Source organism: Pedobacter immunditicola (assembly GCF_037482985.1).
GTDB lineage: Bacteria > Bacteroidota > Bacteroidia > Sphingobacteriales > Sphingobacteriaceae > Pedobacter > Pedobacter immunditicola.
This window is the reverse complement of the sequence record NZ_JBBHKC010000001.1, coordinates 134,721-152,797: the sequence shown is the minus strand read 5'-3', so window position 1 is coordinate 152,797 and position 18,077 is coordinate 134,721. Positions and strand designations below refer to the sequence as shown.

The window sequence follows — 18,077 nt, the reverse complement described above, 5'->3', positions numbered from 1 at the left end:
AAATTTTATACAATATTTGTAATGATACCGGGTTCTTCATCTCCTTTATATTCACTCATCATTTTACGGTAGGCAATGGTCAAGGCCACATTCGATAAGGGTACAATGATAAATGAACTTAAGATATTCACAAAAAAGGAGATCACCGGCCATTGCAGGTAACTTAAGAACAGGTACAGGATATAAAATGTGCCTAGTACCAGCGAAAGCATTAAGATCTTGGTGAAATTACCCTTGGTGATGGCTAAGCTAAATTTGATGGACCTAAATGGTGTCTGGTTACGGTCGATAATAAAAAACGGGAAAAAGGATATCCGCACCCAGGTAATAAAAATAGCGATCGTACCGATGGAAACGGCCACGTTAGTCACCACAGACATCTTAATGCCGGTGTAGATAAACGGAAATCCGACAAGGATGACCACTATATAAACACCTGCAATACAAAACATAAAATAGCACATGGCCACTAAAAACCGGATGATCTGCTGCCGGGTGGGCAAAGTGCTGACAATACTGACATCATTTTCTTCGTCATCCAGCAGGTGAAAAATGTATTTCAGCAGCGAGAGATTGATGGTGAAATAAAACATCACAAAAAGTGCTGCCATCAGCAGGCTCAACCCCTTGTTAACGTCCTTCAGGAAAAACGCCATCATTCCGGATGCGTTAGAAGTGAGAAACATCATGAAACACAAAGTGGCTAAAGAGAAGTAATTCCTTTTTGTCACCGCCCACGCTTTTCCAATTACCTCATTAACGGTAAATGTACTTTCTTTTAAATATTCTATCATTGTTGTTTAAGGACTACTCTTTTCACTAAATCTTGTATAAAGCCCAAGCCATAGGCTGTTAATTGAATAAAAGCAGCAATTACACTCAAATATGCAACTTTTATTGATTTGTTAATACTCCAGGAATGGAAAAATATCATCCCGAAGTACAACAGGATGAAGAAATTACAAATATATGCAATTGGCGGGTAAAGCACATTCAGCAGGATGGTGAAACCAAAACCCAGGGTAAAGATGGCCGGAAAAAAATGCACCGGTTTTAACTCCGAGGGGAAGTGTTTATAAATGTTAATCCTCGCCCTGCCAAAGAAATGCAATTGCTTGTAAAACTGGGCAAAACTGGTCCTTCGCTTGTGGTAAACCTTCGCCGCAGGGATCAGTCCGATTTTAAAACCATTTTCATGGATCCTGATACTGTATTCGATGTCTTCTCCTAAGCGGGTCAAAATAAAACCACCCACCTTTTCCCATACTTCACGAGACAGGCCCATATTGAAACTGCGGGGATGAAACTGACCAATATGCTTTTTATTTCCCCTAATGCCTCCGGTCGTAAAGGGGGATGTCATGGCATAACTGATGGCTTTTTGCACAGGTGTAAAACTTTCATGTGCTGCATCAGGGCCGCCGTAGGCATCGAGGTCATGTTCATAAAGGTAATCTTTTACAATTTCCAGGTAATCTTCCGGAATCAGGCAATCGGAATCGAAGATCACAAAGTAATCGCCTTTTGCACGTTCAAACCCGTAATTCCGGGTAAAACCCTGACCCTCATTTGGCTTTACGAAATAACGCAGGTCTAACTGATTGGCATATTTACCAACAATGTCCCTGGCATCATGCACAGAGCCATCTTCAATCACTAAAACTTCAAACTGTGTATAGGTCTGTTTAGTGAGTGTGGCTAATAATTCGTCAATCTCCTGCGGGCGATTATATAATGGAATGATTACTGAAAAAAACATCCCTTAAATGATTTCTTTTTCAATGAGGTATTGGTTGCGCTCCGGTGCATTACGGGTAACCAGTTCTGCCACAAAGCCTGTTAAAAACATTTGTGAACCGACTACAATGGCAATCAGGGCAACATAAAACAAGGGCTGGTCAGTAACTTCTCTTTTATAAGGGATATGTGAGGAGATATGGTACAACTTCACACCGATCATCCAGATGGCCATAAACAAACCCAGTAAAAAACTCAGCACCCCTAAGGTACCGAAGAAGTGCATCGGCCTTTTCCCGAATTTACCCACGAAAAAGATGGATAACAGGTCCAGGAAGCCATTGATGAAACGGCTCATGCCAAATTTGGTGACCCCGTATTTGCGGGCACGGTGTTCGACCACCTGCTCACCTATCTTTTTAAAACCTGCCCATTTAGCGATAACAGGGATATAACGGTGCATTTCACCATACACCTCAATGGTTTTAATCACATCTTTCCTGTAGGCTTTTAAGCCGCAATTGAAATCATTTAAATGAATGCCAGACATTTTGCGTGTGGCCGCATTGAATAATTTAGTAGGTATGGTTTTGGTAACCGGATCATAACGTTTCTTTTTCCAGCCGGAAACCAGGTCGTACTTCTCCTCCATGATTTTTTTATACAAGGAAGGGATCTCATCCGGACTATCCTGCAGGTCGGCGTCCATGGTAATCACCACATCACCTTGTGCAGCATCAAAAGCAACGTTCAAAGCTGCCGATTTACCATAGTTCCTTCTGAATTTTATAGCTCTAATGGCGCTATATTCCAATTTGAGCTGTTCAATAATCGCCCAGGATTCGTCTGTACTGCCGTCATCAACGTAAAGAAGTTCATAAGAAAAGTTATGCGCCGTCATCACTTTGGCTATCCAGGAAGTTAATTCTGGCAAAGACTCTTCTTCATTATATAGGGGTACTACAATAGAAATATCCATGTATAGTTATTACGCGTAATTAAGGTGCAAATTTTGTTAAATAAAATGACATAATAGGAAAAAATCTAAAACAAGCCAAATAACCACGCCCCTACTTGCCATAAGACATAGATCAGGAGAATAAATAGGATCAAGAGTATGATTCCCACTAAAAGAAGCACATTTTTTCCGCTGCCCTGGTGTTTTCCTTCCAAATAATATTCACTCATCAAACGCAGGTTCCTTGTATTGGATTTATAGAAGAAATCAAAGATCTGCCCTAAAATCGGGATAGCCCCAATGGTCGCATCCAAAAAGATATTGATGCACATCAGCACGACCAGTCTGTTACTTGCCCCTTTTTTTGCCATGGCCAGTAATAGTCCCCCGGAAACCAAAAAACCAGACATGTCCCCCACAACAGGAATTAAATTGAGCAGGGGATCGACACCAAACCTGAAACGCGTACCCGGCAACCTAAACTGCTCATCCATTAAATAGGATAAGTTTTTAATCCAGCCCATGCCGTGTTTTCGCAAAGCTTCTTTTTGGTAAGGATTATCGTAAGGGGAATCGGAAGCGCTATCAATAGGATTTTCTGACATGATTAATTAACGTGTTTTAATAAAAATTGTTTGAACGAAGAGAAACCAGCTGTCATGGTGACGGAATGAAGCGAAAAAGGCCATGTCAGTAAAGACACGGCCTTCTATAATATTTAAGATTCAAAGTTCATCTATTAAACGCTAAACCCAGCCCGGAATAACACCTACGAATCCGCTCAGCGCTTTGGAATGTCAGAAATTAAGCGTCTAAATTAAAATCAACAACATCCTGGCCCCGAACAATAACCTCGTATATGCTCCAACCCCTGGTAAATGCTAGTAATTTAAGCATATAAATCAAATACGTCAACAATAAACGCTATGCTCCAACCTTGGTAAATGTTGAAATTTTGGTTGCTACGAGCCGACATCCAAATGTTTGCTTCTTCAGCAAAGATTTGAGGAGACGAGTAGTAACCAAAATTTCCTTTCAGTAAAGATTTGAGGAGGTGAATAGTAACCAAAATTTCCCGTTAGTAACCAGAATTTCCCTCATCAAATGGCCTCACCTTCTTGATCACCGATGCGCCAACCAAACTTACGATCAGTCCGAAGAAAGTATACACTACCGCAGCACCGAAACCTATAAAGTAAACCATGTACGGGCGCATCATCTCCACACCCTTGATTTGTTGCTCATCATCGCCCGCATTTTCGATGGCCATGTTCATTACATCCTCATAGGATTTGGTGTCCAGCAATTTATAATAAAGGATCATCAGCACCGCAATAAACAAACCTGAATAGGCAGCAACCTTGAAGCCTGCAGAAAAAGCACGACCAAAAGTGATATAGTCACCCAGTTCTTTTTTATGTGTAATCTGTACAAAAACAATAGCCAGGATAAAAGGAATATACGACAAAGCCGAACTTACAATTTTCTCTCCCATGGGAAGGTCAGGATTGTTGGTGTCGATTCCAATCGCTTTGAAAATAAACAGCAGGGCCAGAAAATAAAGAGAATAAGCACCTGCGGCTTTGAAAGCCAGCATGTTAGGCTTTTTTTCCATTTCTACTAATTGTTGTTGCATCTTATTAAGGAGTTAATAAACGTTAATTAGCGTTAAATTTAGTAATTAACGTGTAAACCGCAATATCAAAACCTGGATTTGCGCTATATTCTTTTAAATCGTTCACCACAGCCTCATCAAATTTTGGCTGATAGAAGAACGACATAAAAGGAACAAACAGTTCTTCCATTTCTTCGCCCAGGTCAACCATCCCTGCGTGACTGCAAATATCTTCGACGCTGCTTTCTGCAAGTTGCTGGTTGCTGATCAAGTCCTCATAAATGTGGAATTCATCCTGGAACTCATCTTCCTCTACCAACAAAAATTCTTTTAAGAAATCTCCTAGCTCTGGTTTAATCTGTTCATCACGACATTCGTTGATGTACAATAAAAGATTTAAAAGCTCGGTACCGCGGTCAATGGTTTCTTCTTCAATGGATGCCCATTCTTCCGAATCAAGGTAATCTTCATCCAGTTTCTTCATGTCATTGGAGAAGAAATTGATCATTAAAAGATCAAAGGAAACTTCCCTGAGTTCTTCAAATTCCGGATGCTCGTCAAATGCAGCATCAAAAGCCTCCACTTTTTCTAAAAAACCCTGATCAAGGTCAAATACCTCCAGAAGGTTCTTTTTTAAATCTGCAGCTTCTTTTCCTGAATTCTCGGAAAATTTGTCTAGCGACGCAATTAGCGCACCTTCTACTTTATTATCCATATACTTGATATTTATTATTATTATACACCAACATTACCTTTCCGGTTAATGTTTGATTCAATAAGGGTGAATTAGAAGATTTTGAGGGATTACTGGCGGCATTATACAACCATTGCTGATCAGTATTGAAAAGGGTAAAGTTGGCCTGTCTGCCCTCTTCGATTACCGGAAGCGGCAAATTCAGGATCCTGCGTGGTGCAATCGCCAGTTTATCGGCAATCTGCGTCGCGGTAAGGCCTGCTTTTACCAACAGCGGCAAGGCGGTCTGCAAAGCAATGATGCCATAGGCAGCCATTCCGAATTCAACATCCTTTTGTTCGATTTCCTGAGGACGGTGCTGTGCGCTGATGGCATCAACTGTTCCCTCTTTTAAACCGTTCATTAAAGCTTCGACATCGGATTCGCCTCTCAACGGTGGTTTAACTTTATAATTACTGTCAAAGTCGTTCAGCAGTTCTTCTGTGAAAACCAGGTGATGTGCAGCCACATCACAAGTAATTTTTATGCCCTCACTTTTTGCTTTCTTAATTAAGGCTACTGAACCTGCAGTAGAAATATTATGGATATGTATCGGCGCATCATGATAACCTGCAAGGCAAATATCCCTGGAAATCTGCATTTCTTCTGCTAAAGGCGGTATGCCTTGCATCCCCAGCAATACGCTGGTGCTGCTTTCATTGATCTGTGCTTTTCCGGCAATGGATCTGTTTTCAGGAAAAACCATCAGCAAAGCATCAAATCCTTTTGCATATTGCAAGGCCCTGCTCATGAAGCCATCATCTTTAATGGGTTTTTCACCGTCAGAGAAAGCAACGGCTCCTGCCTGCTGCATGTCATAAAGCTCAGCCATTTCTATTCCTTCCAGATCCAGACTGATGGCCCCTATCGGATATACATCTACCAAATTCCCTTTGGATTTGTTAACGATGTACTCAATCTGAGATTTAGAATGTAAAACGGGTTGTGTATGGGGCAAAACAGCCAGTCCGGTAAATCCGCCAGCGGTAGCAGTTGCCGTAGCAGACTCGATATCTTCCCTGGTTTCAAAGCCGGGATCGCCTATGGAGCAGTTAAGGTCAAAAAAGCCAGGTGACAGGTAAGCGCCTTTACCTTCGAAAATCTCTTCGCCGTCTTTTGGCGTAAGTTGTGGTGCAATGGAAGCTATTTTTCCATCTTCTACACGTACATCACATATTTGTTGATTAAACTGGCTACTGGGGTCGGCAATGGAAACGCCTGTGATCAGAAGGTTCATCTTTTTTGTTATTCTTTAGTCGTTAAATAATCGCTCTTCAAATTTCAACCGCTAGTAAACAGCGCACAAAACTATACAATTTTATAGAAAACGCTTCAATTTTGCCCAAAGAACTTCATCCTGTCCGTAAACATCCGCCCGCTGCTGCAGCTTTCCGTTTTGCCACCAGGCGGTTACATAATTGATATACAAAGGAATATGCTTCTTCGTTCCAAACCAGGCTGGTTTTAATACAAATGCCGCCGTCGTGTCGGTTTTCTTCTGCATTTTCTTGTGAAAGACTTCCATTCTTGTGGTGTCTAATGGCGGTAAATTTACCTCCATGCGCAATTGGTCGTATTGGTGCTTGTTTTTCACCAGCAGTTCAGCAAACTCCAAAGGCTTTTCTATACGGATACAACCATGGCTGATGGCCCTGTTGTTGTAGTTGAAGGCTCTTTTATTATTGGTATCATGCAAGTAAATGCTCGATCCATTTTCAAAGATGAACTTAAATTTACCCAGGGCATTCCCTACGCCTGAACCTTGCTTAAATTGAAAAGGGAGCTTGGCCCTTGAATACTTGTTCCATTGAATGGTATCGGTATCTCCCACCAGTTTACCTTTATGATAAACCCTGATGTTGTTATTGGAAAGGTAATAAGGATCTCCCAGGGCCTGGTAATAGATCTCACTCTGGGCAATGCTCACCGGGATATTCCACACGGGGTTCACCTGGATGGAATTCAGCTTGCTGTATAACACCGGTGTTTCATGGTTCTTGGGTTTATCGTCCAGGTTTTTTGTTTTCAGGTATTGCTGGAGTTTCTCCTCGTACCCTGTTTCTCTTTTAGCGCCTACGCAGACCTTCATGTGGCTCAAAGTGTCTTTGCCATTAAACCAGGTCAGTGAAAAATCAGGAATGTTAACTTCAACATATTCCTCTTCCGGCGGGGGAAGCTTCCACCTTAAACGCTCCATGTTCACCAGGATGGTCTTCAGTTTCTCTTTGTCGCCACTGCCCTGTTGAAGTCGCGACAGCTCTTTTTGAAAAGCAATATATTGGGGAGTGGATGGCTGTATCTCTTTGAGGTAACGGGCAAGATCAGGCGTAGATAACACTTTGATCATATTGGCGCTATCTGGTCGCTCGACATTGATATAATACCTGCTCAGCAGTTTTCTCGGGTTCAGGCTCCCATAATAAACCAGGCTATGGTATTTAACCAGCGCTTCTGCAGCAGTGATTTCAAGGTCAGCAAGAACAGGGTATACCTCAGCTATGTTTTCAAACTGATTGGCATCGAGCCTGTTCTTGAGGACCGAAAGTTGTTTCAAGCCGAAATATTCCGGATTAAATCCGTGTTGACTACTCCTGCTGATATAGTTGATCAGGGTATCCAAATCGCCGTTTACATAGTGACGCGTCACAAATTCAGCGTTCCAGCCACGTTGCTGGTAAAAATTCCTGACGGTATTTGGGTTGGAAAGCCCTTTACTTAATGAATCAAAATGCCTGTTAAAAACCTGGGAATAGGCCGCTGTATCAAACTTCTTGTAAAGCTTATTGTCAAAGTGTTCGGCCAGTATCAATCCTGTCTCCGGTGTTTCTTTAAACCAGTTACAAGCTTGTAACGTCAGGCCGAACCATAGCCATAAATACAGGGTCTTTTTCAAATCATTAATTATACGCCAAAAATAAGCATTTAATACTTAAATACTTTTCCATTAACCATGACTTCTTGTGCCTTTTCATCAAATGTCGCTTTAAAGCCTGTTCTGGCAGCAGCAGTAGTCATAATATTCGCAATGGAGTGATAATAACCCACTTCCACCGGTGCATTTGTTTGTTTTCTGCTACGGATACATTCCATCCAGTTGCGAACGTGTGCCGTTACCACCGGATCACCGCCGGTAGTTGCCGCAGCACTCACACTAACTGACTTATCGGCCAGCACCACCTCTGGCAATAAATTCGCCTGCATGTTCATCGCTTTTGCATGACGTTCTGTTAAACCGCCTCTTGGTGATACCGTGTTATTGATCAGGTTCAGCTCACCGCCATTCGAATAATAGATCTCCGCCGGCCTTTCATCACCGTTGTGCATCCTGGAAGTGAACACTACCTGGAAGCCTTTGTCCTGGTTATCACTTGGGCCGTAGTCAAATACCGCTGTGGTGGTATCCCAGTTACTTCTGCCATCTTTCCATTGGTAGATTCCACCGTTGGCAACAACGCTCCTGGGGTGTTTTAAACCTGAAAACCAATGCACGGTATCAATCTGGTGACTCATCCACTGCCCAGGCATGCCCGAAGAATAGGGCCAGAACAAACGGTACTCCAGGTATTTTCTAGGATCGAAAGCTTCGAAGGGACGGTTCATTAAATAGCGCTTCCAGTCGATGTCTTCTTCTCTTAGTTTGGCTACAAGGTCCGGACGGCGCCACCTGCCTGGCTGATTCACATTCCAGGAAAGCTCTACCATGGTGATGTCGCCAAACTTGCCTGCCTTAATAAACTCATCAGCAGCCATATAATTGCTGCCACTGCGGCGTTGTGAGCCGATTTGAATGATGCGATCGGTAGCCTTTACTGCTTTCAAGGCTGCGCGGTTATCTTCCATCGTTTCAGCAAAAGGTTTTTCCACATAAGCATCACAACCTGCATTTACAGCCTCAATGGTATGCAAAGCATGCTGGAAATCTGCCGTAGACACAAATACCGCATCAAGATCTTTCATGCCGTATAGCTCGTCGTTATTGGCACAGGCCTTCACTTTATTTCCCAGTTTTCCTGTGAGAAAAGCCTGTCCCTCTTCTCTTCTGTGTTTCCATAAATCTGAAACCCCTACAATTTCAAAGTTCATTCCTTTGTGGAGTTGTAAAAAGGGCGGGAACAAGGATGTCCTGAAACGGTCGGAGAAACCGACTACCCCTACCTGAACCCGGTCATTGGCACCGATGATTCGTCCATAACTTTTGGCACTCAGGCCCATGGTGCCGGTATAAACGCCTGCGGCAAGGATACTAGATTGTTTTATAAAAGATCTTCTTGAAGTCGACATGTTGTTGATATTTTTAGATTATAATTCCTGAACTTTAATGCTTCTGAAGGAAACCGTGTCTCCATGGTCCTGCAGCAGGATATGTCCCTTTTCTGCCATTCCGAAATCCTTCCAGTCTTTATATTTACTTCCGGCCACCAGCTCCAGGTATTCAGGAGATCCCCTTTCAAATTCCAGCATTTTAAAGCCGTTAAGGATATAGACCACTTTATGATCCGGGTATACCATGATCACGCCCTGGTTCCACTCACCGATCGGCTTGCGGGCTCTTGGGTTTTTATCCGAAGGGATCAGGTCGTATAACGAAGCAAGCGTACGGTTACCGTTTTTGCCTTGTTTGGCATCGGGATGTTTACTGTCATCAAGGATCTGGTACTCCAGACCGATGGCAGAAGCCCCTTTTTCTTTCTCCGTCACAAAATATTTAACCCCGCTGTTAGCGCCTTCCGTTAATTTGAAATCAAACTTCATGATAAAAGCGCCATATTCTTTTTCCGTCACAATATCACCCCCTACGCCACCTTCAGCACCGTCAGATTTGTTAATGGAAAGTACCCCATTGTCGATTTTCCAACCTTTTGCAGGGAAGGTAGTTTTATAGGCACCACGCCAGCCTTTGGTTGTTTTCCCATCCCATAACAGCTTAACGCCATTTTTCTTCTCCTGTGCGGAAAGGTCATTCGGAATGGTATTCACCACATGGATGTCATCCATCGGGGTAGGTTTCAGGTTTGTGGTTTGTATCCTGATGTTACGCCATTGAATTTCTTTCCCCGGCGTCTCGGATTTGTTGATAGAATGTACTTGTAGTGCAATAAAGCCTTTACTGGTTTCTGCGTCTACCAGGTGAGCTGTGGCCACACCATTTACCCAGGTACGGATCACATTTCCTATACACTCTATCCTGTAGGTATTCCAGTCGTCTTTTTTATAGGCACTTTTTGCCTTAGGGTTCACCTCCATAGTATAAAGCCAGCCCCGGCGGCCTTCGTCATAGATACCACCGCTCCACTGTCTTTTCGAAGGATCAACTTCGACCTGGTAACCATGTACCCTGCCATCTTGAACTTCAGCTTTGCTTAAACTGCGGAACTGTACCCCTGAATTCATGGAAGTATCGGCTTTAAGCTCCAGCTCGAGGATAAAGTCGCCATATTCTTTTTCGGTCACTAAAAACGAGTTGGGGGTATTGGATACCGTGGTACCTACTAGTTCCTGACCACGGACTTCATATTTGGCTTTACCGTTGAGTTGCTTCCAACCGGATAAATCCTTTCCATTGAATAGCTTTGTCCAGTTTTTGTTGCTGTTAACATGAGCAGACTGGCTATAAGCGTTCATGGAACAACAGAGGAGCAGGACACTCCAGAGCATTTTAACAGGCATACATTTGGTTTAAAGGTTAATAATCTTGATTGTTAAATCTGAGATTGTTAAGGTAATAATTGTAATTCACATTTAATTGCAAATATTTTATTATTTTTTATATATATTTGCCATATCTTAAGATGCTCCGCATCACTCATTAGGAACTTTATAAAATGAATAAACACTTGAACCATCACTTACATTTGCACCATCGCCAATTGGCGATGTATATGTAATGTTTTGTACTTCAAAACTTGTTTCCGAATTTTATAATTTCTTGTTCCTTACTATAATCAATCATATTGAAAACACTAAAAATAGCTATCCAGAAATCGGGTAGGTTAAACGAAAAATCTGTAGAGATTCTAAAAAACTGTGGTCTTTCTTTCGAAAACTACAAGAGTTCATTGATCACTTCTGTAAGTAATTTTCCCCTGGAAATTCTTTTCTTAAGAGATGACGATATCCCGGAATATGTTCAGGACGGTATTGCCGATTTAGGAATTGTTGGTGAAAATGTGATCACCGAAGCTGGTGCAAAAGTTACCTATTTGCAGAAGCTTGGATTTGGAAAATGCACCTTAAAAATTGCTGTTCCCAGCCACAGTGAACTTACCGAAATACAGCAACTGGAAGGTCAGGCAATCGCCACTTCTTACCCTGTTATCCTGGAGAAATACCTTAAAGAAAATGATGTAAAAAATGTGCAGATCAGAACCATTTCCGGCTCCGTAGAAATTGGTCCGGGACTAGGGTTAAGTGATGCCATTTTCGATATCGTTTCTACCGGCGGAACGCTTAAAAGTAATGGCTTAAAACCATTCGCAGAAGTGATGAAATCGGAGGCTGTTCTCATCGGAAAAGAAGGCATCGAACTGAACCCGGAAGTGCTGGAATTAATGCAAAGAATCCGCTCAGTGTTGCGCGCTAAAGAAACGAAATACGTAGTCTTGAACGTCGCTAAATCTAACCTTGAAAAGGTAGTGAGTTTATTGCCTGGCGTGAAGAGTCCAACTGTAGTTCCACTGCACGAAGAAGGATGGGTAGCTGTTCACTCGGTCATTGCTGAACAAGACTTCTGGGAAAAAATCAACAGCCTGAAGGCAGCCGGTGCCCAAGGTATTGTGGTAATGCCAATCGAAAAAATCATCACTTAAAGAGCTGATTTTACCATAAACAACGTAAATCAACCATTAACTATTAGTTAATCACAAAACATAAAGCATTGAAAATCTACAGTTTTAAAGACTTATCTACACAAGCGGTTGATAACTTATGTTTGAGACAACTGGAGGACGATAAAAGCATTGAAGAGCGGGTGAGAACCATCATCGACCGCGTTAAAACGGCCGGTGACCAGGCCTTACTGGAATATGCTTTGGCGTTTGACAAGGTACAGCTGCAGAGCCTGTTCATCGGCAAGGAAGAGATCAAAGCGATTGCAGCAACAATTCCACCCGAGGCAAAAGCCGCTATAGAACAGGCATTTGAGAATATCAGCAAGTTCCATTCCTCACAAATCATAAAAGAGGCGGCAGTGGAAACCATGCCTGGTGTGACCTGCTGGCGCGAAAACCGTGCGATAGACCGCGTGGGCCTTTATGTGCCGGGTGGAACAGCGGTTTTACCAAGCACCTTTTTGATGCTGGCTATCCCGGCTAAATTAGCAGGCTGCAAGGAAATCACCGTTTGCTCCCCGCCACAGGCGGACGGTAAAACCAATTGTTACCTCGCCTATTGTGCAGTCCTGCTGGGCATTGATAAGATCTACCTTGTGGGTGGCGCACAAGCCATCGCAGCCATGGCCTACGGCACAGAAAGCATCCCTAAAGCAGATAAAATATTTGGTCCCGGCAACCGATATGTCACCTATGCAAAGCAAGTTGTGCAGTCGGTTACACTCACCGCTATTGACATGCCGGCAGGTCCTTCAGAGGTTTTAGTACTCGCAGATGAGACTGCCAATCCGTCATACGTCGCTTCTGACCTCCTTGCACAAGCTGAACATGGTGTTGATAGTCAGGCTATTTTGGTTTCTACCTCTACTCATTTTATAGCTGAAACAATTGAACAGATTGAAATTCAGCTGAAAGAGTTACCAAGAGCAGAAATCGCCGCACAGGCCATCGCCAATTCCTATGCAGTTAAAGTGGAAACCATGGAGGATGGAATGAACTTCTCGAATCGTTATGCACCGGAGCACTTAATCGTAGCCACAACGGCTTATGAGCCTTTAATCCCCCTGATCAGCAATGCAGGATCGGTTTTCCTGGGCAATTTAACGCCTGAAAGTGCGGGTGATTATGCTTCCGGCACCAACCATACTTTACCGACAAGCGGCTTTGCCAGAGCTTATTCTGGCGTGTCAATTGATTCTTTTGTAAAGAAGATCACCTTTCAACACATCAGTAGCAATGGATTAAAGGAAATCGGCAACACTGTTGAAGTTCTTGCTGCTGCAGAAGGACTGCAGGCACACAAAAATGCAATCACTATTCGTTTAAAATCTCAAGATGGATATCAATAACCTACAACGCGAAAACATAAAGAACCTACGCCCCTACTCTACGGCGAGGGATGAATATAAAGGACAGGCCAGCGTTTTCCTTGATGCCAATGAAAACAGCTATGGCTCACCGCTGGAACAAAATTACAACCGCTACCCTGATCCTTTACAACTGGATCTTAAAGATGCAATCAGCAGGATCAAGGGAGTGCCTATTGAAAACACCTTTTTAGGCAATGGAAGTGATGAAGCGATTGACTTGCTTTACCGTGCTTTTTGTGAGCCTGGAATCGACAACGTAATCATCCTTCCACCGACCTATGGCATGTATGAAGTTTCAGCCGAAATCAACAATGTAGAGGTAAGGAAAGTGAACCTTTTACCTAACTTCCAACTGAACCTGGAAGGCATCGCTGAAGCTATAGATGAGCATACTAAAATCATCTTTATCTGCTCCCCGAATAACCCCACCGGCAACTCCATTATCCGCACGGATATCGAGACCATTTTAGCCAATTTTCAGGGGCTGGTGGTGATCGATGAAGCCTATATAAATTACGCCCGACAGAAGACATTTATTACCGAATTAACCGAGTACGCCAACCTGGTTATTTTGCAGACTTTCTCCAAAGCCTGGGGCCTTGCGGCACTGCGTTTGGGGATGGCTTTTGCTGCCCGTCCGGTCATCGATATTTTCAACAAAGTGAAGCCGCCATACAACATCAATCAGGCAACACAAGACCTTGCTTTGGAAGCCTTGAAAAATGTAACAAAGGTGAATGACTGGATCAAATTAACCGTTCAGGAAAGAGACCTTTTAACCGAGGCTTTGACCGCCCTTCCATTGGTGAAAAAGGTATATCCTTCGGATGCGAATTTCATCCTCGTTGCGGTGGATAATGCCACCCAAACTTACAACGCCCTGGTAGAACAAGGTATCATTGTAAGGGACCGTTCCAAGGTTACCTTATGTGAGGGATGCCTGCGCATCACCATCGGCACTCCTGAAGAAAACGACCTATTAATTGAAGCTTTAAAATCGCTATAAGCCACATGAAGAAATTACTTTTTATAGACCGCGACGGCACGCTGATCCTGGAACCTGAAGATCAGCAGATCGATTCTTTTGCAAAACTGGTATTCTACCCGAAAGCCTTATATTACCTTTCTAAAATTGCCAGGGAACTGGATTATGAACTGGTGATGGTGACCAACCAGGATGGATTGGGAACAGATTCCCACCCTGAACTGAACTTCTGGCCGGTGCATAATTTCATTATGCAGACCCTTGCCAACGAAGATATCACCTTCAGCGACGTCATCATAGACCGTACTTTTGCGCATGAGAATGCCCCAACGCGTAAGCCCAACACGGGTTTATTACAGAAATACTTTAACGGCGAGTATGATTTAGCCAATTCTTTTGTGATTGGCGACAGGATCAATGACATCATTCTTGCGAAGAACCTGGGTGCAAAAGCGATTTATTTATGCAATAACCTAACCCTGGGTGCTGCCGAATTCCAGGAATCGACTTCCGAATTAGCGGATTTCGTAGGCTTGAAAACGCAGAACTGGATGGACATCTATACCTTTCTACGTGCCGGCAGCAGAACAGTAGTGCATGAACGCAATACCAATGAAACTAAAATCAGCATCAAAATTGACCTTGATGGCACGGGAAAAGCAGCAATCCATACGGGTTTAAACTTCTTTGACCACATGCTGGATCAAATTGCCCGCCATGGCAGCATTGACCTCGATATTGTAACCAAAGGGGATCTGCATATTGACGAACACCATACCATTGAAGATACCGGAATTGCCCTTGGAGAGGCTTTTGCCAAGGCTATCGGCAACAAGTTAGGCTTAGAGCGTTATGGTTTCTGTTTACCTATGGATGATTGCCTGGCGCAGGTGGCCATCGATTTTGGAGGCAGGGCCTGGATTGTATGGGATGCTGAATTTAAACGTGAAAAAGTGGGCGACATGCCTACGGAAATGTTTTATCACTTCTTTAAGTCCTTCAGCGATGCTGCAAAATGTAATTTAAATATAAAAGCGGAAGGCGACAACGAACATCACAAAATAGAAGCTATCTTTAAAGCTTTTGCAAAAGCGATTAAAGTGGCGCTTAAACGTGATGCAGAGAAATTAGTCTTACCAAGTACAAAAGGCTTATTATAGATGATTGGAATAGTAAACTACGGTGCAGGCAATATTTTCTCCCTTACTTCTGCTTTAAAACGGTTAAACATTGCCTATGGCATGATAGACACCGCTGCAGACCTGGAAAAATACAGCCATATCATCATTCCGGGTGTCGGCCATGCCGGATCTGCAATGAAAAAACTGTTACAGACAGGGTTAGTGGAGCCGATCAAACAACTCAAAAAACCTGTTTTAGGTATATGTGTAGGTATGCAATTACTTACACAACATTCTGAAGAAGGTGATGCGGAGTTAATGAACATCATCCCCTTAAAAACACGGTTATTCGATAAAGCGAACAACATTAAAATCCCACATATGGGCTGGAATAATGTGAGCTTTAAAAACAATAACCTGTTCAAAGGTGTTGATAGTCAGGCACAATTTTACTTTGTACACTCGTACTTTATTGAATATAATCCTACTTTTGATGCTGCCACTGTAAACTATGGTGTACAATTTTCCGCAGCCATACAAAAAAACAATTTTTATGGCGTGCAGTTTCATCCGGAAAAATCTGGTGCCGCCGGTGAACGTTTATTATTGAATTTTTCAACTTTAGAACTATAACATGTATATAATACCCGCAATTGATATTTTAGATGGAAAGGTTGTCCGTTTGGTAGAGGGCGACTACAATCAAAAAACCGAATACGATGTTTCCATCGCTGAAATGATTGAAAACTACCGCTCTAACGGCACTGAATTCATACATATTATTGACCTAAATGGTGCTAAAGGCGATTTCAGCAACCAAAAGCAACTATTTGAAATTATTCAAAAGACGGATATGCGTGTGCAATATGGTGGCGGTATCCGTACCATTGAACAGGTAACCAACTTGCTTGATGCAGGTATCCACCGCGTTATTGTAGGCACACAGGCCATCACCAACCCTGATTTTTTAGCCGAGCTCAGCAAAGAAGTAGGCAAGAAATATGATTATGCCAACAGGATCGTCATCGCTATTGATGTACTCGATGAGGTCATAAAATACTCCGGCTGGATGGAAAGCTCTCCGATAAAGCTGATGGATTACATTGACAAATGCTTGCAATTGGGCTTTTTCCGCTTTTTATGCACAGACATTAACAAGGATGGTAAATTAGGCGGGGCTGCCGTGGACTTGTACCGCAAGTTATTGAACCACTCTCCGTTCATTAAATTAATTGCTTCAGGAGGCATCAGTTCCATGCAGGATATTGAAGAACTGGCTAAATATGATATCCGCTCTGTAGTGGTTGGGAAAGCTATTTATGAAAACAGGATCTCTATTGAAGAAATTAAGCAATGGAACCTTAGGGCAATGACGTCTTTATAACCATGTTAAGTAAACGTATTATCCCTTGTCTGGACGTTAAAGACGGCCGGACTGTCAAAGGCGTGAACTTTGTTGACCTTAGGGATGCCGGTGACCCGGTTGAACTGGCCTGGCAATATGCACAGCAGGGCGCAGATGAACTGGTATTCCTGGACATCACCGCCACCAACGAACGCAGAAAAACAATGCTGGAAATGGTGAAATCAGTCGCCACACAGCTTAACATTCCCTTTACCATCGGTGGTGGCATCACATCCATCGCTGATGCCGAAGCCTTGTTAAATGCGGGTGCTGATAAAATAAGTATCAACTCTGCTGCCGTTAAAAACCCTGTCCTGATTGAAGAACTGGCGAAAGCCTTCGGCGTTCAGTTTGTCGTTTTAGCGGTAGACACCAAACTGGTTGGCGATAAAAACCTGGTCCATTTAAACGGTGGGCGCCTGGCGACCAGCATAGAAACGGAAACCTGGATTAAGCAGGCGGAAGAACATGGTGCAGGAGAGATTTTACTCACCTCCATGGATCATGATGGCACCAAACAAGGTTTTGACTGCAAGCTGTTAAGTAAGGTTTGCAGCAGTATTAATATCCCCGTTATTGCTTCGGGCGGGGCCGGAAAAATGGAACATTTCACTGAAGTCTTTACACAGACGGGTGTGGATGCAGCGCTTGCAGCGTCGGTATTTCATTATGGCGAAATTGCCATCCCGGATTTGAAGAGAGAACTAAAAAAACACCGCATACCAGTAAGGTTATGAATATAGATTTTGAAAAAAGTAATGGTTTGGTCCCTGTCATTATACAGGATGTACAGACCTTGGAAGTGTTAATGCTGGGTTATATGAACCAGGAGGCCTGGACTAAAACCCAAAATGAAGGCATCGTCACGTTTTTCTCCCGCACTAAAAACCGGCTCTGGACTAAAGGTGAAAGCAGTGGCAACTTCCTGCAGGTTAAAGAAAGCCATCTTGATTGCGATAATGATACTTTGCTAATTAAGGTGAACCCTATTGGCCCTACCTGCCATACCGGTAGCCGCAGCTGTTTCCAGACCAATTATAACCAGAATTTCATTTTTGAACTGGAGAATATCATTGCTGACCGTTATGCAAATCCATCCGAAGAATCTTATGTGAATAAGCTCCGGAAAAAAGGAATCAATAAAATTGCGCAGAAGGTAGGTGAAGAAGGTGTGGAAACCGTGATTGCTGCTTTGACGGAAACGGATGTTGATTTTGTAAATGAAAGTTCAGATCTTATCTTCCACTTATTGGTATTATTGAAGGAAAAAGGGAAAAATTTAAACGATATTGCTTTAAACCTGGAAGCCAGACACAAAAAATAAAA

18 protein-coding genes are annotated in these 18,077 nt (G+C 42.9%); 8 read left to right on the top strand and 10 right to left on the bottom strand.

Translation table 11 applies throughout. From position 1 onward, the window contains the following. Positions 1-5: 5 nt before the first annotated feature. The 10 genes from WG905_RS00685 to WG905_RS00640 form a co-directional block, all read right to left on the bottom strand. A complete protein-coding gene (locus WG905_RS00685) occupies positions 6-794 on the bottom strand; it encodes a hypothetical protein (protein ID WP_339589760.1) in 789 nt (262 codons plus the stop codon). Continuing rightward, the gene (locus WG905_RS00680; protein WP_339589759.1) at positions 791-1,759 is read right to left on the bottom strand and encodes a glycosyltransferase family 2 protein; all 969 of its coding nucleotides are present in this window, start codon (positions 1,757-1,759) and stop codon (positions 791-793) included. The genes WG905_RS00685 and WG905_RS00680 overlap by 4 nt, the downstream gene beginning before the upstream one ends. Before the next feature lie 3 nt (positions 1,760-1,762). Next, positions 1,763-2,716 (bottom strand): glycosyltransferase family 2 protein, encoded by a 954-nt coding sequence (locus WG905_RS00675; RefSeq protein WP_339589758.1) that lies wholly within the window; start codon positions 2,714-2,716, stop codon positions 1,763-1,765. A gap of 65 nt (positions 2,717-2,781) precedes the next feature. Then, positions 2,782-3,300 (bottom strand): DUF4112 domain-containing protein, encoded by a 519-nt coding sequence (locus tag WG905_RS00670; protein WP_339589757.1) that lies wholly within the window; start codon positions 3,298-3,300, stop codon positions 2,782-2,784. 473 nt (positions 3,301-3,773) lie between these two features. Further along, positions 3,774-4,331 carry a DUF4199 domain-containing protein gene (locus WG905_RS00665; RefSeq protein WP_339589756.1) on the bottom strand — a complete coding sequence of 186 codons (558 nt, stop codon included), beginning with the start codon at positions 4,329-4,331 and terminating at the stop codon, positions 3,774-3,776. 22 nt (positions 4,332-4,353) lie between these two features. Continuing rightward, positions 4,354-5,025, bottom strand: coding sequence for a hypothetical protein (locus WG905_RS00660; RefSeq protein WP_339589755.1), 672 nt, complete (start codon positions 5,023-5,025; stop codon positions 4,354-4,356). Further along, on the bottom strand, positions 5,018-6,280 hold the full coding sequence (locus WG905_RS00655; protein WP_339589754.1) for a dihydroorotase: 1,263 nt from the start codon (positions 6,278-6,280) through the stop codon (positions 5,018-5,020). Before WG905_RS00655 ends, WG905_RS00660 begins: the two co-directional genes overlap by 8 nt. An 81-nt stretch (positions 6,281-6,361) precedes the next feature. Further along, the gene (locus tag WG905_RS00650) at positions 6,362-7,936 is read right to left on the bottom strand and encodes a L,D-transpeptidase family protein (RefSeq protein ID WP_339589753.1); all 1,575 of its coding nucleotides are present in this window, start codon (positions 7,934-7,936) and stop codon (positions 6,362-6,364) included. A 29-nt stretch (positions 7,937-7,965) separates the two neighbouring features. Then, entirely contained in the window at positions 7,966-9,324 is a 1,359-nt protein-coding gene (locus tag WG905_RS00645) for a Gfo/Idh/MocA family protein (RefSeq protein WP_339589752.1), read from the bottom strand. Between the two features lie 18 nt (positions 9,325-9,342). Beyond that, positions 9,343-10,665: a 3-keto-disaccharide hydrolase gene (locus tag WG905_RS00640; RefSeq protein WP_431844500.1), complete on the bottom strand. Its 1,323-nt coding sequence runs from the start codon at positions 10,663-10,665 to the stop codon at positions 9,343-9,345. A gap of 329 nt (positions 10,666-10,994) precedes the next feature. On the opposite strand from WG905_RS00640, the gene hisG reads away from it, so the two are divergent. The 8 genes from hisG (at position 10,995) to hisIE (ending at position 18,075) form a co-directional block, all read left to right on the top strand. Then, positions 10,995-11,849 carry an ATP phosphoribosyltransferase gene (hisG, locus tag WG905_RS00635; RefSeq protein ID WP_339589750.1) on the top strand — a complete coding sequence of 285 codons (855 nt, stop codon included), beginning with the start codon at positions 10,995-10,997 and terminating at the stop codon, positions 11,847-11,849. Positions 11,850-11,917: 68 nt separating this feature from the next. Further along, on the top strand, positions 11,918-13,219 hold the full coding sequence (hisD, locus tag WG905_RS00630; protein WP_339589749.1) for a histidinol dehydrogenase: 1,302 nt from the start codon (positions 11,918-11,920) through the stop codon (positions 13,217-13,219). Further along, entirely contained in the window at positions 13,206-14,246 is a 1,041-nt protein-coding gene (hisC, locus tag WG905_RS00625; protein WP_339589748.1) for a histidinol-phosphate transaminase, read from the top strand. Before hisD ends, hisC begins: the two co-directional genes overlap by 14 nt. A gap of 5 nt (positions 14,247-14,251) precedes the next feature. Beyond that, on the top strand, positions 14,252-15,385 hold the full coding sequence (hisB, locus tag WG905_RS00620) for a bifunctional histidinol-phosphatase/imidazoleglycerol-phosphate dehydratase HisB (RefSeq protein ID WP_339589747.1): 1,134 nt from the start codon (positions 14,252-14,254) through the stop codon (positions 15,383-15,385). After that, positions 15,386-15,979 carry an imidazole glycerol phosphate synthase subunit HisH gene (hisH, locus tag WG905_RS00615; RefSeq protein ID WP_339589746.1) on the top strand — a complete coding sequence of 198 codons (594 nt, stop codon included), beginning with the start codon at positions 15,386-15,388 and terminating at the stop codon, positions 15,977-15,979. It abuts the gene before it with no gap. A 1-nt stretch (position 15,980) separates the two neighbouring features. Then, a complete protein-coding gene (gene hisA, locus WG905_RS00610) occupies positions 15,981-16,730 on the top strand; it encodes a 1-(5-phosphoribosyl)-5-[(5-phosphoribosylamino)methylideneamino]imidazole-4-carboxamide isomerase (RefSeq protein ID WP_339589745.1) in 750 nt (249 codons plus the stop codon). Positions 16,731-16,732: 2 nt separating this feature from the next. After that, a complete protein-coding gene (gene hisF, locus WG905_RS00605; protein WP_339589744.1) occupies positions 16,733-17,488 on the top strand; it encodes an imidazole glycerol phosphate synthase subunit HisF in 756 nt (251 codons plus the stop codon). Beyond that, entirely contained in the window at positions 17,485-18,075 is a 591-nt protein-coding gene (hisIE, locus tag WG905_RS00600) for a bifunctional phosphoribosyl-AMP cyclohydrolase/phosphoribosyl-ATP diphosphatase HisIE (RefSeq protein WP_339589743.1), read from the top strand. Before hisF ends, hisIE begins: the two co-directional genes overlap by 4 nt. The last annotated feature ends 2 nt before the right edge of the window (positions 18,076-18,077 follow it).

Excerpts from the sequence above, each read along its gene's own strand:
- hisA (WP_339589745.1), top strand. The coding sequence starts at position 15,981 with ATGTATATAATACCCGCAATTGATATTTTAGATGGAAAGGTTGTCCGT.
- WG905_RS00655 (WP_339589754.1), bottom strand. The coding sequence starts at position 6,280 with ATGAACCTTCTGATCACAGGCGTTTCCATTGCCGACCCCAGTAGCCAG.
- hisB (WP_339589747.1), top strand. The coding sequence starts at position 14,252 with ATGAAGAAATTACTTTTTATAGACCGCGACGGCACGCTGATCCTGGAA.
- WG905_RS00640 (WP_431844500.1), bottom strand. The coding sequence starts at position 10,665 with ATGAACGCTTATAGCCAGTCTGCTCATGTTAACAGCAACAAAAACTGG.
- WG905_RS00645 (WP_339589752.1), bottom strand. The coding sequence starts at position 9,324 with ATGTCGACTTCAAGAAGATCTTTTATAAAACAATCTAGTATCCTTGCC.
- hisH (WP_339589746.1), top strand. The coding sequence starts at position 15,386 with ATGATTGGAATAGTAAACTACGGTGCAGGCAATATTTTCTCCCTTACT.
- hisC (WP_339589748.1), top strand. The coding sequence starts at position 13,206 with ATGGATATCAATAACCTACAACGCGAAAACATAAAGAACCTACGCCCC.
- WG905_RS00665 (WP_339589756.1), bottom strand. The coding sequence starts at position 4,331 with ATGCAACAACAATTAGTAGAAATGGAAAAAAAGCCTAACATGCTGGCT.
- hisIE (WP_339589743.1), top strand. The coding sequence starts at position 17,485 with ATGAATATAGATTTTGAAAAAAGTAATGGTTTGGTCCCTGTCATTATA.
- WG905_RS00660 (WP_339589755.1), bottom strand. The coding sequence starts at position 5,025 with ATGGATAATAAAGTAGAAGGTGCGCTAATTGCGTCGCTAGACAAATTT.
- WG905_RS00670 (WP_339589757.1), bottom strand. The coding sequence starts at position 3,300 with ATGTCAGAAAATCCTATTGATAGCGCTTCCGATTCCCCTTACGATAAT.
- WG905_RS00675 (WP_339589758.1), bottom strand. The coding sequence starts at position 2,716 with ATGGATATTTCTATTGTAGTACCCCTATATAATGAAGAAGAGTCTTTG.
- hisF (WP_339589744.1), top strand. The coding sequence starts at position 16,733 with ATGTTAAGTAAACGTATTATCCCTTGTCTGGACGTTAAAGACGGCCGG.
- WG905_RS00685 (WP_339589760.1), bottom strand. The coding sequence starts at position 794 with ATGATAGAATATTTAAAAGAAAGTACATTTACCGTTAATGAGGTAATT.
- WG905_RS00680 (WP_339589759.1), bottom strand. The coding sequence starts at position 1,759 with ATGTTTTTTTCAGTAATCATTCCATTATATAATCGCCCGCAGGAGATT.